This is a genomic window from Desulfovibrio oxyclinae DSM 11498 (assembly GCF_000375485.1).
Lineage (GTDB): Bacteria > Desulfobacterota > Desulfovibrionia > Desulfovibrionales > Desulfovibrionaceae > Pseudodesulfovibrio > Pseudodesulfovibrio oxyclinae.
This window is the reverse complement of record NZ_AQXE01000008.1, coordinates 67,892-81,134: the sequence shown is the minus strand read 5'-3', so window position 1 is coordinate 81,134 and position 13,243 is coordinate 67,892. Positions and strand designations below refer to the sequence as shown.

13 protein-coding genes are annotated in these 13,243 nt (G+C 56.1%); 5 read left to right on the top strand and 8 right to left on the bottom strand.

What is annotated here, in order from left to right:
* Positions 1–30: 30 nt before the first annotated feature.
* A complete protein-coding gene (locus B149_RS0109995) occupies positions 31–213 on the bottom strand; it encodes a ferredoxin (RefSeq protein WP_018125053.1) in 183 nt (60 codons plus the stop codon).
* A 124-nt stretch (positions 214–337) separates the two neighbouring features.
* On the opposite strand from B149_RS0109995, the gene B149_RS16930 reads away from it, so the two are divergent.
* A complete protein-coding gene (locus tag B149_RS16930) occupies positions 338–1,060 on the top strand; it encodes a sulfite exporter TauE/SafE family protein (protein ID WP_018125052.1) in 723 nt (240 codons plus the stop codon).
* 70 nt (positions 1,061–1,130) lie between these two features.
* Here the strand turns inward: B149_RS16930 and B149_RS0109985 are convergent, their stop codons facing one another.
* Complete coding sequence (locus tag B149_RS0109985) at positions 1,131–1,625, bottom strand: peptidylprolyl isomerase (protein ID WP_018125051.1); 495 nt, start codon at positions 1,623–1,625, stop codon at positions 1,131–1,133.
* A gap of 386 nt (positions 1,626–2,011) precedes the next feature.
* On the opposite strand from B149_RS0109985, the gene ilvB reads away from it, so the two are divergent.
* Entirely contained in the window at positions 2,012–3,691 is a 1,680-nt protein-coding gene (ilvB, locus tag B149_RS0109980; protein WP_018125050.1) for an acetolactate synthase large subunit, read from the top strand.
* A complete protein-coding gene (ilvN, locus tag B149_RS0109975) occupies positions 3,684–3,977 on the top strand; it encodes an acetolactate synthase small subunit (protein WP_018125049.1) in 294 nt (97 codons plus the stop codon). The genes ilvB and ilvN overlap by 8 nt, the downstream gene beginning before the upstream one ends.
* A gap of 4 nt (positions 3,978–3,981) precedes the next feature.
* Here ilvN and B149_RS0109970 read toward each other — a convergent pair whose 3' ends face one another.
* From B149_RS0109970 to dsrA, 4 genes are all read right to left on the bottom strand, one after another.
* Complete coding sequence (locus B149_RS0109970; RefSeq protein WP_018125048.1) at positions 3,982–5,373, bottom strand: cobyrinic acid a,c-diamide synthase CobB; 1,392 nt, start codon at positions 5,371–5,373, stop codon at positions 3,982–3,984.
* 74 nt (positions 5,374–5,447) lie between these two features.
* Complete coding sequence (locus B149_RS0109965; RefSeq protein WP_018125047.1) at positions 5,448–5,696, bottom strand: dissimilatory sulfite reductase D family protein; 249 nt, start codon at positions 5,694–5,696, stop codon at positions 5,448–5,450.
* A 75-nt stretch (positions 5,697–5,771) separates the two neighbouring features.
* Positions 5,772–6,917, bottom strand: coding sequence for a dissimilatory-type sulfite reductase subunit beta (dsrB, locus tag B149_RS0109960; RefSeq protein WP_018125046.1), 1,146 nt, complete (start codon positions 6,915–6,917; stop codon positions 5,772–5,774).
* Positions 6,918–6,935: 18 nt separating this feature from the next.
* Positions 6,936–8,255 (bottom strand): dissimilatory-type sulfite reductase subunit alpha, encoded by a 1,320-nt coding sequence (dsrA, locus tag B149_RS0109955; protein WP_018125045.1) that lies wholly within the window; start codon positions 8,253–8,255, stop codon positions 6,936–6,938.
* A 481-nt stretch (positions 8,256–8,736) separates the two neighbouring features.
* On the opposite strand from dsrA, the gene B149_RS0109950 reads away from it, so the two are divergent.
* Both B149_RS0109950 and B149_RS0109945 read left to right on the top strand, forming a co-directional pair.
* The gene (locus B149_RS0109950) at positions 8,737–9,405 is read left to right on the top strand and encodes a YkgJ family cysteine cluster protein (protein ID WP_018125044.1); all 669 of its coding nucleotides are present in this window, start codon (positions 8,737–8,739) and stop codon (positions 9,403–9,405) included.
* A gap of 13 nt (positions 9,406–9,418) precedes the next feature.
* Positions 9,419–9,676, top strand: coding sequence for a hypothetical protein (locus B149_RS0109945; protein ID WP_018125043.1), 258 nt, complete (start codon positions 9,419–9,421; stop codon positions 9,674–9,676).
* Between the two features lie 297 nt (positions 9,677–9,973).
* Here the strand turns inward: B149_RS0109945 and B149_RS0109940 are convergent, their stop codons facing one another.
* Together B149_RS0109940 and asnB are read right to left on the bottom strand one after the other, a co-directional pair.
* On the bottom strand, positions 9,974–11,089 hold the full coding sequence (locus B149_RS0109940; RefSeq protein WP_018125042.1) for a glycosyltransferase: 1,116 nt from the start codon (positions 11,087–11,089) through the stop codon (positions 9,974–9,976).
* A complete protein-coding gene (asnB, locus tag B149_RS0109935) occupies positions 11,089–12,966 on the bottom strand; it encodes an asparagine synthase (glutamine-hydrolyzing) (RefSeq protein ID WP_026167556.1) in 1,878 nt (625 codons plus the stop codon). The genes B149_RS0109940 and asnB overlap by 1 nt, the downstream gene beginning before the upstream one ends.
* Positions 12,967–13,243: the final 277 nt, after the last annotated feature.

Genomic DNA, 13,243 nt, shown 5'->3' with positions numbered 1-13,243 from the left:
GGGGCGAAGATTCGCCCCCTTTCAGAAGTGCTACTCTCTGGATATCGCCTCGGAAGGGCAGGTATCAATGCATTCATCGACGCACTCGGCATCGGAATCGGGTTTGATGACAATGGCCTTTTCGCCATCATCGTCCATCTCGAAAACATCGGGGCAAAGCTCCACGCAGGTTTCGCAGCCCACACATTCTTCTGCATCAATGACAATGGCCATGTACTTCCTCCTTACGTTTTTTCACGATTACCACCCTTATAAAAGAAGATAGGTTTCATGTGCAAGGTAAAAGACCATTGTATCTGTTGCCCCCCACTCCCCCCTCTGATAGGCCATTCAAACGATGATTGAATACGCGCTCATTTTTTCCGTGGTGATGCTCGGTGGATTCGTTCAGGGCTTGACCGGCTTCGGGTCGATCATGATCTCACTGCCGCTTCTTTCGCTGATGCTGGACATCAAGACGGTCATTCCGGTGATCAGCCTGTTGGCGCTCTGCCTGAACTCGACGGTGTGCTACTCCGTGCGCCGCAGCATCTCGCCCGGACGGCTGACGGTGCTTCTGATCGCCACCCTGCCCGGGCTACCGCTCGGGGCATGGGCGCTCAAATACGTCTCGCCCGAGTCGCTTACGCTGCTGCTCGGCCTGCTCATCGTCGTCTTCATGGGCCACCAGCTCCTTTTTCGTCCCGCCCGGAGAGAGCTGGGCAAACCCTGGGCCGCGGTCACGGGCCTGACTGCGGGATTCCTCGGCGGCAGCATCGGCGCGAACGGCCCGCCCATCATCGTCTACGTAACCTCTCAGCCATGGCCCAAGGACGAAATCAAGGCCACTCTGGCCGGCTACTTTCTGATGGCTGGCATCGGCATCTCCGGCTCGCACTACTTCTTCGGAATGATCACGCCTGACGTCATCGACCTTTTCCTGCGACTGGTCCCCGCCCTTGCGCTGGGCATGCTTCTCGGCATCAAGTGCTACGGCAAGCTTTCCGAAGACATCTTCCGGCGCGCCGCCATGATCCTCGCCTTCGGGCTTGGGCTCATGATTACCTTCAAGGCAATTTAGCCCCATCTTCCGAAACAAAAAAAGGGCCGGAGGTTTCCCCCCGGCCCTGTGCTGACGTGTGGTGTCGGCGCTATTCCACTTCGTAGGCCTTCTTGATGACGACCTGCTCCACGGGGACGTTCTCGTGGAAGCCGAAGGTGCCGGTCTCCACGGTACGGATTTGGTCGATGACGTCCGTGCCTTCCACGACCTTGGCGAAAACGCAGTATCCCCAGCCCTGAGGATTTTTGGCGCGGAAATCGAGGAAGCTGTTGTCGGAGACGTTCACGAAGAACTGAGAGGTTGCGGAATGCGGCTCCATGGTACGGGCCATGGCCACAGTGTATTTCTCATTCTTCAGGCCGTTGTCGGCTTCGTTTTCCACCGGGTCGTTGGTCGGCTTCTGGGACATCTCGGGGGTAAACCCGCCGCCCTGCACCATGAAACCGTCGATGACGCGGTGAAAGATGGTTCCGTCATAAAATCCGTCCCGGACGTAGCCGAGAAAGTTCTCGACGGTCTTGGGCGCCTCTTCCGGGTAGAGTTCGAGAGCGAAGTCGCCCATGCTGGTTTCGAACTTTATCATGATCGCATTCTCCTTGTTTGCGCGTGTAATCGGGCTTCGGCTTATCAAAGCCCGTTAGGTCTGGCAATCTCAGTATTGCCTCAAAGCCATCTTTTTTCTTCAGGCGTCTTGACAGCATTTCGCGTTCATGCATATGCTACTTTCGGAAAAAGTAAAAGGATTCCCGAAGATGAAACGCGACAGCATCCATACCGACAACCGCTTCCAGTCCGCCTCCGGCGCTCTGGTAGTAGTAGTACGCGTAGTAGATGCGGTCGCGCCGTAACGGGGTCCACGCTACTACGAAGCGAAACGCCCCCGCCGGTGCAAACCGGCGGGGGCGATGTTTTTCCTGGTAAACATGCGCAGCCGCCGGTCACCGAAGGAGGCAAACCGAGGAGGTTGCCATGCCGTCCATGACCGGAGCAGAACTGCTCATCCGCCTTCTGGAACGACAGGAGATTACCACCGTCGCCGGGATACCCGGCGGAACGAACCTTCCCATCTACGACGCGCTGGGCCGCAGCTCCCGCATCCGGCACGTTCTCGCCCGCCACGAGCAGGGAGCGGCCTTCATGGCTCAGGGCATGGCCCGCTCAACCGGCAAGCCCGCAGTGTGCATGGCCACGTCCGGTCCGGGCGCGACCAACCTGCTGACCGCCATAGCCGATGCAAAGCTCGACTCCGTGCCCATCGTCTGCATCACGGGACAGGTGCCCCTCGGCCTTGTCGGCACCGATGCCTTTCAGGAGATGGACATCTACGGGATGAGCATCCCGGTGACCAAACACAACTATCTGGTCCGCTCGGCCCGCGAGTTGCTTCATGTCATTCCTGAAGCCTTCCGCATCGCCGCGTCCGGGCGTCCCGGTCCGGTGCTCGTGGATATCCCCAAGGACATCCAATGCCAGAGCGTCACCTTCGACATGCTGCCCGCCCCCGGCACGCCTGAGACCTCGCCCGATCCGGATATTGATCAACTGAACCGGGCTGCGGAAATGATCTCCCGTTCGCGCAAGCCCATCCTGTATCTCGGCGGCGGCGTGACGCAGTCCGGTGCTTCCGAAACAGCAACTCGCCTTGCGGAAAAGAATACCCTGCCTTCGGTCATGACCCTCATGGGACTCGGCGCCATGCCCCACAGTCACCCACTCTCCCTCGGGATGCTGGGCATGCACGCGGCCAAGCACACCAACCTTGCGCTTCAGGAGTGCGACCTGCTCATCGCGGCAGGAGTCCGCTTCGACGACCGGGCCACCGGTAGACTTGAAGAATTCTGTCCGGATGCGGACATCATTCACATCGACATCGACCCGAGCGAACTTGGCAAACTCAAAACCGACTGTGTTGGCATCGTCTGTGATGTCAAGACCGCGCTGGAGCATCTACTCGCAAACGTTCAGGATAAACAGCGTGGGGAATGGGTGGATCGTATCGCGACTCTCAAACGTGATTTTCCCGCCCTGTTGCCTAAAACCGCATCTCCCCTGTCTCCATACGGATTGGTCCGACACGCCGCGGAATACGTTGGCCCCGATGCCATCGTCACCACTGACGTGGGTCAGCACCAGATGCGCGCGGCACAGGCGTACCCAGTCACCCGCGCGCGACAATTCCTGACATCCGGCGGACTCGGAACCATGGGCTTCGGCCTTCCGGCTGCCATCGGAGCGGCACTGGCGCATCCTGATCGCAGCGTCATCTGTTTCACCGGTGACGGTAGCCTGCTCATGAACATTCAGGAACTGGCCACCGCCGCGGAGCACAACCTGAACATCAAGATAGTGCTTGCGGACAACCGGGCGCTCGGCCTTGTGCAACAACAGCAGGAGCTATTTTATGAAAACAGGAAGTTTGCATCCAGTTATGGCAACGCACTGGACTTCACCACCATCGCAAAGGGATTCGGCATCGCATCGGCAGACCTTGCCAATTCAGAAGACCCTGCTTCCGATTTACGCGATATTCTCGGAAGCAATGGGCCGGCGCTGATTCGTATTCCCGTCAATGCGGCGGAAAACGTCTACCCGATGGTGCCCCCGGGTGCCGCAAACACCACCATGATTGAAGGAGCCGCAAATGATTAGTCTCGAAAACCGGGTGGTTCTGGAACTGAACGTCAACAACCACCCCGGCGTCATGTCCCACGTCTGTGGCCTGTTCGCACGACGGGCTTTCAATGTGGAAGCCATCCTTGTCCTGCCGCTTGGCGGTGGTGAAACCAGCCGGATTCAACTCCTTGTCAACGCTGACCAACGGCTGGATCAAATGGTGAAGCAGGCGGAAAAGCTTCGCGACGTGCACGAGGTGCAGGTCAAAGAAGCAGCGGGCTCATCCTTCGAGCGAATGGTACAGGAATACTCGGCGGCGTAGCGGGCTAGCGTCCGCTCCGGCAGGTCTCGGCTGCGGCGACAAAGCGTGTCGCCCAGTCGGGAACCGCCAGCGCGTGGATGTGGTTATAGGCGGCAAAGGTGTTGCCGCGCACCAGCCCGTCCATGCCCTGAATCATGCCGCCGCCTCGCTTCATGCGCAGGGCGAAGTCGGACGATTCGGCCTCGCCGACGCAGTGGGAATAATGAAACTCGTGCCCGAGCAGTTCGTCACCGACATTGAAGAACGGGGTCTGTGCAACAACCTCGGAGCAGGTATATCCGAGCCCCTGCGGTCTGGGACAAAAGGAAGTCGTCACCGGAAAAACGCCGGCCATGGGATACGTCGCCCCTTCGAATTCCAGCGCGTCGCAGAGATACATGAAACCGCCGCATTCGGCGTAAATCGGAACTCCGGCCTCGGACAAGGCTCGCACGTGCTCGCGGGTCACGGTCTTATCGGCCAGGGCGGAAGCAAACGTCTCGGGAAAACCGCCGCCTACGTACAGCCCGTCCAGTTCCGGCCACGGCTCATCCGAAAGCAATGACAGGCGAATCAGGTCTGCCCCGGCACGTTCAAGCGCTTCCAGATTCTCCCTGTAGTAGAACCAGAAAGCATCATCATAGACGTATCCGATGCGAACCGTTTTCTCAGGAGTCGTTTCAGGCCACAAAGGGGCAGCGGCGGGAAGGTCGGGCGATTGATCGGCGATACTGCGGATGGCGTCGATATCCACGTTATCGCGAATGAGGTCGGCAACGGCGTCAAGTGCGCGTTCACGCCCCTTGTAGCCTTCCGCATCGTACTCCGAGTCGGAAACGAGGCCCATATGGCGTTCGGGGATCGGGTTGTTCCGAATTTTCGGGAGCATCCCGAGGACAGGGATATCCGTATGCGTCCGGATACTTTTTTCCAGAATGGAGCGGTGCCGCTCTCCGGCTGTCCTGTTGAGGATGACACCCGCCAGATTCAGATTCTTTTCAAATGTGGCGCACCCGGCCACGACGGCGGCAGCGGTGCGGGTCATCTTGGTGGCGTCGAGCACCATGAACACAGGAGCGTCGAGTTGTCTGGCGAGTTCGGCCGTGGAGCAACTTCCATGCTCGTCTTTACCGTCGAACAGGCCGCGATTGCCCTCTATAACGGCCAACTCACCACCATCCGAATAGTGGGCGAACTGGGAGCGAATGCGCTCCATGGGGAGGAAGTGAGGGTCGAGATTCGAGCAGGTCTGTCCGGCGGCAATGCCAAGCCAGCGCGCGTCTATGTAATCAGGGCCTTTTTTGAACGGTCTGACGTCGATGGACCTGCGGCTGAATTCGCGACAGAGACCAAGAGAAACGATGGTCTTGCCGGACCCGCCGGAAAGCCCGGTGATGACGAAGCGGGATATGGACACGCTGATTTGACCCCGAATGAGAAAAGCCTTGCCCAAGGGATGGGCAAGGCTTGCTTACCGTCGTAAGAGAAAGACTAGCCTTCGCCCTCGGCGGCGGACTGCTTGCCGGCACCGGCAAGACCGTACATGGTGGTGCTGCCGGAGGACCAGAAGACCATCTTCTCTTCGTTCACCAGAGCGGTGAGGACCTTCTTGACCTCGCGGCTCTTGGCGTCCGGGAAAAGCTTGGTGAAGTCATTGAAGTAGAACTTCGACTTGCTTTTGGACTTGGATTCGCAGAACTGAAGGATTTCTTCCTTAGCAGCGTCAAAATCGAGAGGCATATCGCTCGCTCCTTCTCGTTTGAGAGAAAATGGGGTGCGGGGAAATCCCGCACCCCTTGATTGCCTAAAGGCTTCCTACCACTTGAACTGAGTGGTCTGGCGCCAGGTGTAGTAGGCGGGATCGCGGAAGTCGTCGATCAGGTGTTCGGAGAACTCCAGGTCGCAGACTTCGAAGAAGCGTTCCCAACCGATACGGTTGGCCCAGTCGCCGAGGCGCTCGTACTTGTTGGCGCCTTCGGAGTAAGCGGTGAGGATCTTCTCGATCACTTCGGTCATTTCAGGCCAACGCGGGGTGTTGTTCGGGAGGAACGGCACCACGACCTTGGAGAAAGCCGGCTTGGTGATACGGTTGGAGATCTTACCGCCGACCATGATGGCGACACCGTCACCCTGGCTGTCGGACAGCGGCAGGGACGGGCACATGGTGTAGCAGTTACCACAGAACATGCAGCGTTCTTCCTTGATCGCCACGGTCTTGTACTGAGTACCTTCGATTTCCACCTTGGAGGGGCGGATCGCGCCGGTGGGGCAGGAAGCCACGGCCAGCGGGATTTCGCAAAGGTTGTCCAGGTACTGGTGGTCGATCATCGGCGGCTTGCGGTGCACGCCGAGGATAGCGATGTCGGAGCAGTGAACTGCGCCGCACATGTTCAGGCAGCAAGCCATGGCGATGCGGACCGGAGCAGGCAGCTTCATGTCGGTGAAGTGATCGAACACGGCGTCCATGGTAGCCTTGACGGTACCGGAAGCGTCAGTTGCCGGGGTGTGGCAGTGCACCCAGCCCTGAGTGTGAACGATGTTGGAGACACCGGCGCCGGTGCCGCCGACAGGCAGCTTGTAGGAGCCCTGCTCGAACTTCTGTTCGTTCAGGTACTTCTTCAGGTTCAGCGCCTCTTCCTTGGTCTCCACCATGAACTCGACGTTGTTACGAGTGGTGAAGCGGAGGTAACCGTCGCAGAACTTGTCGGCCACGTCGCAGATTTCGCGAATCATGGTCACAGACATCAGGCGAGCGGTACCGGCACGGACGGTGTACACTTCGTCACCGGACTCGGCAACGTGCAGCAGCACGCCCGGCTCGATGATTTCGTGGTAGAGCCACTTACCGAAGTTCTTTTTGATAACCGGCTGCAGGAACTCGGTGAAGTGCTGGGGCCCGATGTCCGTGATGCGGTTTTCCATCGGTTTTTCAGGATTGTATCCGGAAGAAATGAAAGCCATATCTGTTTCCTCCTAAGCTTAGCGCAGGTGGCGTTCGCGGTATTCGTTGATGTCGCGGTCCCATCCGCCTTCCACTTCTTCAGCCTTCCAGAAGATGTAGGGGTTGTGGCGGGGTTCCTGAACCATACGGACATCGACCGGGACGCCGGCGGCTTCAGCCAGAGCAGCAAAGCCGAGACGCTTCATGGTTTCACCGAGACGCTCGCGGTTCTTGCCTTCTTCCATCCACCAGTCCCAGACACCTTCGACGATGTCCTTGACGGCCTGGTAGTCGTCGTCCTTGTTCACTTCGACGAACGGGACGAGCAGGGAGCCCATCTGCGGGCCGTCGAGAATCGGGGCCTTCGCACCACAGAGGATGGAGGTACCGGTTTCTTCGCCGATCCGCAGGGCGCGCGGCATGGTGTTGATGCAGTGCATGCAGCGGACGCATTCCTTGTTGTTGATGGCGAGCTTGCCGTCTGCATAGCTGATGCACTGGGACGGGCAGAGGCCAACAACTTCTTTCTCGATGTCGAACTTGCCCCAGTCACGACCGGCGTGAGCACCGGCGTTCGGAGCGAATTCGCCACCGACGTAGGCGGCAACGGCTTCCTGGTCGATGCGGATGTCGCCCTTCCAGGTGCCGACGAACGCCATGTCGGAGCGGGCCATAGCGGCCACGCAGCCGTTCGGGCAAGCGTCGAACTTGAACTTGAACTTGTAGGGGAATGCCGGGCGGTGCAGTTCGTCCTGGTACTCCATGGTCAGGTTGTAGCAAAGCTCCTGAGAGTCGTAGCAGGCGTATTCGCAACGGGACATGCCCATGCAGGCGGCGGGGGTACGCAGGTTGGAACCGGAACCGCCAAGGTCGTTGTTCAGGTTGTGAGTCAGTTCAAAGAAGATTTCTTCGAGCTGCGGGGTCTGAGTACCGAGAAGCACGATGTCACCGGTGGAGCCGTGCATGTTGGTCAGACCGGAACCGCGGAGGTCCCACAGGTCGCAGAGATCACGCAGGAACTTGGTGGTGTAGAACTTACCGGCGGGCTGAGCCACGCGAACGGTATGGAAGTGCGCCACGCCGGGGAACATTTCCGGCTGGTCACAGTAACGGCCGATAACGCCGCCGCCGTAACCGAAGACGCCGACGATGCCGCCGTGCTTCCAGTGGGTTTCACCATCGGTGAAGGACAGTTCAAGAACACCGAGCAGGTCCTCGGGGCAGTCAACAGGAATCTGATAGTCGAGACCCTTCTCGTTCTTGGAGCGAGCCTCGGCCTCCTGCTTGATGTCGGACACAAAGCTGGGCCACGGGCCGCTTTCCAGCTGGTCCAACAGAGGAGTTTTGTGTTTCGCCATTCCCTTAACCTCCATAGTTTGGTTAAAACGTTGCCATCAACCGTTGTTTTCGTCCGGGACGATTGAGCTCCACTCGAAAAGTACCCCCGGACGCCTTTCTCAACATGGCAAGCCAACGAAAGCGCCCATGGGAGGCGGCGCCATTCGCTGGATACTGGGGGAGCCCAACCTACTGGACCCTCCAGTTTTTTGTCAACCCCAAAACCCCCGAACCTATTGTAATATAGGTATTGAAAGGGGTCGTTCAGGGAGTTGTTCGCCTCAGTCTGTGCACCCTTTGCACCTTGCTTCACAAACCAAAGGGGTGCAACTTTCAAACTGACAATTGGTTACCTCAAAATCATTTCCCCGGCAAGCACTCAAATCCGTTTTCAATTCCTACCTTACGTACCCTTGCGCTCACCGCCGTCTCAGAGTATCAGTACCCCGGATTCGCGCCGGGCCAGATACCGGTGACGGGAAACGTCCAAAGGAGATTTCGATGACCAACCCCGGTGAAACAACGAGCTGCAAGATGTGCGGCACATGCTGCATCAAAGGCGGCCCGACCCTGCACCATGAAGACATGGCGCTCATCCGCGAGGCCGTCCTCGACCTGACGGATCTGGTAACCCTGCGCCGGGGCGAGATAGCACACGACCCTGTTCAGGAAGTGCTGGCCCCGCTCCCCGAAGAAATCATCAAGGTCCGCGGCAAGGACAGCACCTGGACCTGCATATTTTACGAGACCGAAGGGCACACCTGCACCATGTATGACCAGCGCCCGGCAGAATGCCGCGTGCTCGACTGTCACGACCCCGCCCCGCTGACCGCCATGTACGATCAGGACCGCATCTCCCGCGCCGACCTGCTGCCGGAAGGGCACCCCCTGTTCGAACTCATCGCCGATCATGATGCGAAGTGCGATCCGCACGGCCTGACCCAGCTGGCCAAGGCCGCCCGCAACGATGACGTGGACGCTTACCGGGAGCTTGTCGAAAAGATCACATACGATCAGGAGATACGCCGCCTGGCAGTCGAGAAAGGGGGGCTTCCCGAAGAAAGCCTGGACTTCTTCCTCGGACGGTCCATCGAGGCATTGCTGGCCAACATGGGCGTTCGGGTTCGACAGGGCGCACAGGGCATGAAACTGGTTTTCCGAGGCAAGTAAGGAGATTCGAAAAATGAAGGACGAACGCGGCTACTACTACCACCCCTCCCTTCAGGACAAGAGCGTGCGGATGTATGTGCGCCATGGCGACGAGGAAATCGAATTCCGCCTTTACAACGACGGCCAGCCCGAGATCTGGGATCGCCACGGCTGGCTACCCCTGAGCGTGATCGAGCAGGCCGCCGAGATGTACCGCCAGCGCGGCACCGGCCGCAATCCCATGGCACTCTACGACGTGGAGACGGCGAGACTGTTGCTTAGCGGGAAGTAAGGGGCCGGGCCATATCCAGATTATTTACAAGAGATTCCGCACGGGCTCTCGATTGCAGCAAGAATGTTGGAGTCGAGAGCCTTTTTTGAAAAACAACCAACGCCAAGTCTTTCAAAAAACTTAATTGTCCCTATCTCGATCAGCTATCGAAAACTGTATTCCTTGCAAAAAATCCTATCTCTTAATCCATTGTACTAGTAGGTTTTTAGCCCACCAATGACAGTAAAGGCTAAAAAAGGTTCAGAGGACACCTTCTTTAAAAACAACTCCCTCTGACTCACTAGCGCCAGTATTTATTCATTCGCTTTTATTGCACAATGACATTAATATTGCCTCTGTCTTTTCCACCATTTTTGCTAGCGAAAAAAATTCGACAATTCTGCCACGCGTGAGGTTGACCGTATCACTTTTCTTTTTCTCAACAGTATCAATCATGGCTGTTGCAAGAGCGGTTATACTCCCTGGCGGCACGACCTTGCCTGTTTTACCCAACACCACAGCTGAATCCCCGACATCTGTTGCTATGCAGGGCACCCCGCAAGACATGGCTTCACCGAGGACATTTGGAAAACCCTCACCGAAAGATGGAAGGCAGCACACATCAAGAGCATTGTAAACCGCGTTCATATCCCGCCGCCCGCCGGCCCATATGAAATACTCACTCAAGCCATAAGCACGAACGGTTTTCATCAAGTCATCACTCAAAACCCCTTCGCCGACACTGACAAACCGGAGGGTACAGTTACGCTTAAAAGCTTCTTTTGCCGCCTTAATAAAGACCTCGTGCCCTTTCATGGGATCCAATCGAGCAACAATACCTATAAGGCTCTGGCCATCCTCCACCCCCCATTCTCGGCGAAGGGCGATCCCTGCTTCTGGTGAAAAAGCAAACAGCTCCGTATCAATGCCATTATACACAACTCGCGAGGAGTCTAGCGAAAACCCATGCTTACGCGCATGTTTTTTCCCCGCCTCGGAGTTAAATATTATGCGGTCGGCAAATCTGGACAAACGTCTCTCCAAGACGTGACAACCCCGAGAAAGCCAGCCGTATTGATTAAGATTCATGTTAGAAGCCCGAATACCCCAGACTATCGGAACCGATATGCGCAAGGCTTTCATGACTACGAGGCACAAGTTAGGCACACCTAAAAAAGAGTAGCAGACATCGGGATTAAGCTCTTTGATGACTCGCCTGAGGCGAAACAAAAAGCCGAAAATGTCCTTCTGCCCCTTTTTCTCAAGATTACGAACCGATACCGCACCATTCAAAAGACCTAGCAAATCACCGTGTTTTTGAAAAAGCGCAACCGTAACAATATGTCCGCGACTGACCAACCCATTTGCCAAGCAAACTAGTTGCCTTTCGGCTCCACCAACAGCAAGAGAGGGCGCCAAAAGCAACACTCTCATTACGCCCACTCCTCCAGCCAAGACTGAAACATGAGAATATCCCAAAGGTAATAATTCCAGTCAGTCTCACCACCTAGAAACTCGTTCCACATACGTTCAACCATCTTCGGGTCTATAAAGCCTTGCCGAGCGATAGCCTCTGGCGAAAGCATGTCTTCGCACCATTCACGCAACTCGTTACGCATCCAGCCCTCAATTGGTACACCAAAACCCATTTTGGGCCGATCTACAATTTTCTGAGGCACATGGCGGTAAAGCACCTGACGAAGCAACCATTTCCCTTCCCCAACTCGAATTTTGGAAGAAACAGGAGTTCGGGCAGCAAACTCTACTACTCTATGATCAAGAAGAGGCACCCGCGCTTCAAGGCCAACAGCCATGCTCGCACGGTCCACTTTCGTTAGGATGTCGCCGGGTAGATACATCTGCAAATCCTTCAATGCCATGTATGCAAAGCGATCAGACATGACAGGATTGCCGTCAGTCAACGGCGTTGGCCACTCTTGTGCACCAAGTACGAATTCATCGGGATGTTTAAAATGCGATAGGATGTAACGGTAAAATTCACAAAACTCTCTCATCCCCAAAAGATCAAGCCGCCAACGGAGCTTTGGCCCAAAGCTGCCAAGTAATTTAAAAAGGGATGGCGGGGAAACTTTCAAAGCCCCCATTATAATCCTACGAAAAGCCACGGGCAGCTTCGTCAAAGTGTCCCATTTGCTGGCATAAAAGTATCTTGCATATCCGGAAAACAATTCATCCCCGCCGTCTCCGGAAAGAGATACTGTAACCTGTTCGCGAGTGAGTTTACTCAGGATGTATGTCGGAATCTGCGACAGGTCCGCAAAGGGTTCATCCCAGCATTGAGGCATGGAAGGAACGACATCCAACAGATCCCCAGAAGTCACATACAGTTCCGTATGATCAGTCCCAAGGTGATCTGCCACGGCTCTAGCATGTTTTGCCTCGTTAAACGCCGCTTCATGAAATCCAATAGAAAATGTTTTAACCGGGCTGGTGGCCTGCTTCTGCATCAGTGCCACTATAGTAGAAGAATCAATCCCCCCGGATAGGAATGCTCCTAGTGGAACATCAGAAAGCATCCGGATGCCAACAGCATCGGATAAAAGGGATTCAAGTTCGTTCACGGCGTCATGGTCACTCATTTGCCAAGGATTATCGAAACCTTCACGCCAAACGGCATCAATATCCCACCACCTAGTCACTTCCGGCTCTTCTTCGCCGAGTACGACCATCTGCCCGGGTTCGAGCTTCCATGTTTTTTCATAAATGGAGTAAGGCGCAGGAATGTAGTTGTGTCTAAAAAATAGGGCTAGGGCATTGCGATCAATGGATGGCGAGTAGGCAGGATAGCGGTGTAGCGCCTTCAATTCGGATCCGAATACCCAGGCACCATCTTCTGCAATACCATAATACAGCGGCTTGATTCCAAGGCGGTCACGCACCAAAGTCAATTTGCGCGTTTTTTTATCCCATAAACCGAATGCGAACATTCCTACGAATTTTTCGATAGCCTTACCCACCCCCCATGCAGACACCGCGGCAAGGATGGTTTCCGTGTCGGAAGACGACTTAAATGGGTAGGAATGCAATTCATTGCGCAAAGTAAGGTGATTGTATACCTCACCGTTGTAAACGATGACATAACGCCCGCAGGCAGACACCATGGGCTGGCGCCCCAGTGGAGAAAGGTCGAGAATTGACAGACGCCGATGCCCGAGAGCCACCCCCGCCGCGCCATCATTCCAGACGCCGAACTGATCGGGACCACGGTGAGAAAGACTCTCCACCATTCGCTCAATGCAATGGCTGTCGGATCCTGAGCCTGAAGAAATGAAGCCAGTTATGCCACACATGAATAGTCACGTCCTAGGGATTCAACTCGAAGCGCAACCGACCGTCACTTCCCCGCCCTTTGCGCTCATAATTCGGTTTTTACAACCCACCGCCGGGTTCTAATAAACCCAGCAGCTCATACATTTGATTCAAATATAACCCGAGCCCCCATCACCAGAAATTTGCCTATATATTACATACTTGTACTGGCTACGAGGATCGTCATCGCTACCGTTTAGCAAATTCCGATGTCCAAGAGCGCCCAAAACATCTGCGCGGAGTGCATCAGGGCGCGCC

Coding starts and splice junctions, on each gene's coding strand:
- ilvB (WP_018125050.1), top strand. CDS start 2,012: ATGCCGTCCATGACCGGAGCAGAACTGCTCATCCGCCTTCTGGAACGA.
- B149_RS0109940 (WP_018125042.1), bottom strand. CDS start 11,089: ATGAGAGTGTTGCTTTTGGCGCCCTCTCTTGCTGTTGGTGGAGCCGAA.
- B149_RS0109945 (WP_018125043.1), top strand. CDS start 9,419: ATGAAGGACGAACGCGGCTACTACTACCACCCCTCCCTTCAGGACAAG.
- asnB (WP_026167556.1), bottom strand. CDS start 12,966: ATGTGTGGCATAACTGGCTTCATTTCTTCAGGCTCAGGATCCGACAGC.
- B149_RS0109950 (WP_018125044.1), top strand. CDS start 8,737: ATGACCAACCCCGGTGAAACAACGAGCTGCAAGATGTGCGGCACATGC.
- B149_RS0109985 (WP_018125051.1), bottom strand. CDS start 1,625: ATGATAAAGTTCGAAACCAGCATGGGCGACTTCGCTCTCGAACTCTAC.
- dsrA (WP_018125045.1), bottom strand. CDS start 8,255: ATGGCGAAACACAAAACTCCTCTGTTGGACCAGCTGGAAAGCGGCCCG.
- ilvN (WP_018125049.1), top strand. CDS start 3,684: ATGATTAGTCTCGAAAACCGGGTGGTTCTGGAACTGAACGTCAACAAC.
- B149_RS0109965 (WP_018125047.1), bottom strand. CDS start 5,696: ATGCCTCTCGATTTTGACGCTGCTAAGGAAGAAATCCTTCAGTTCTGC.
- B149_RS16930 (WP_018125052.1), top strand. CDS start 338: ATGATTGAATACGCGCTCATTTTTTCCGTGGTGATGCTCGGTGGATTC.
- dsrB (WP_018125046.1), bottom strand. CDS start 6,917: ATGGCTTTCATTTCTTCCGGATACAATCCTGAAAAACCGATGGAAAAC.
- B149_RS0109995 (WP_018125053.1), bottom strand. CDS start 213: ATGGCCATTGTCATTGATGCAGAAGAATGTGTGGGCTGCGAAACCTGC.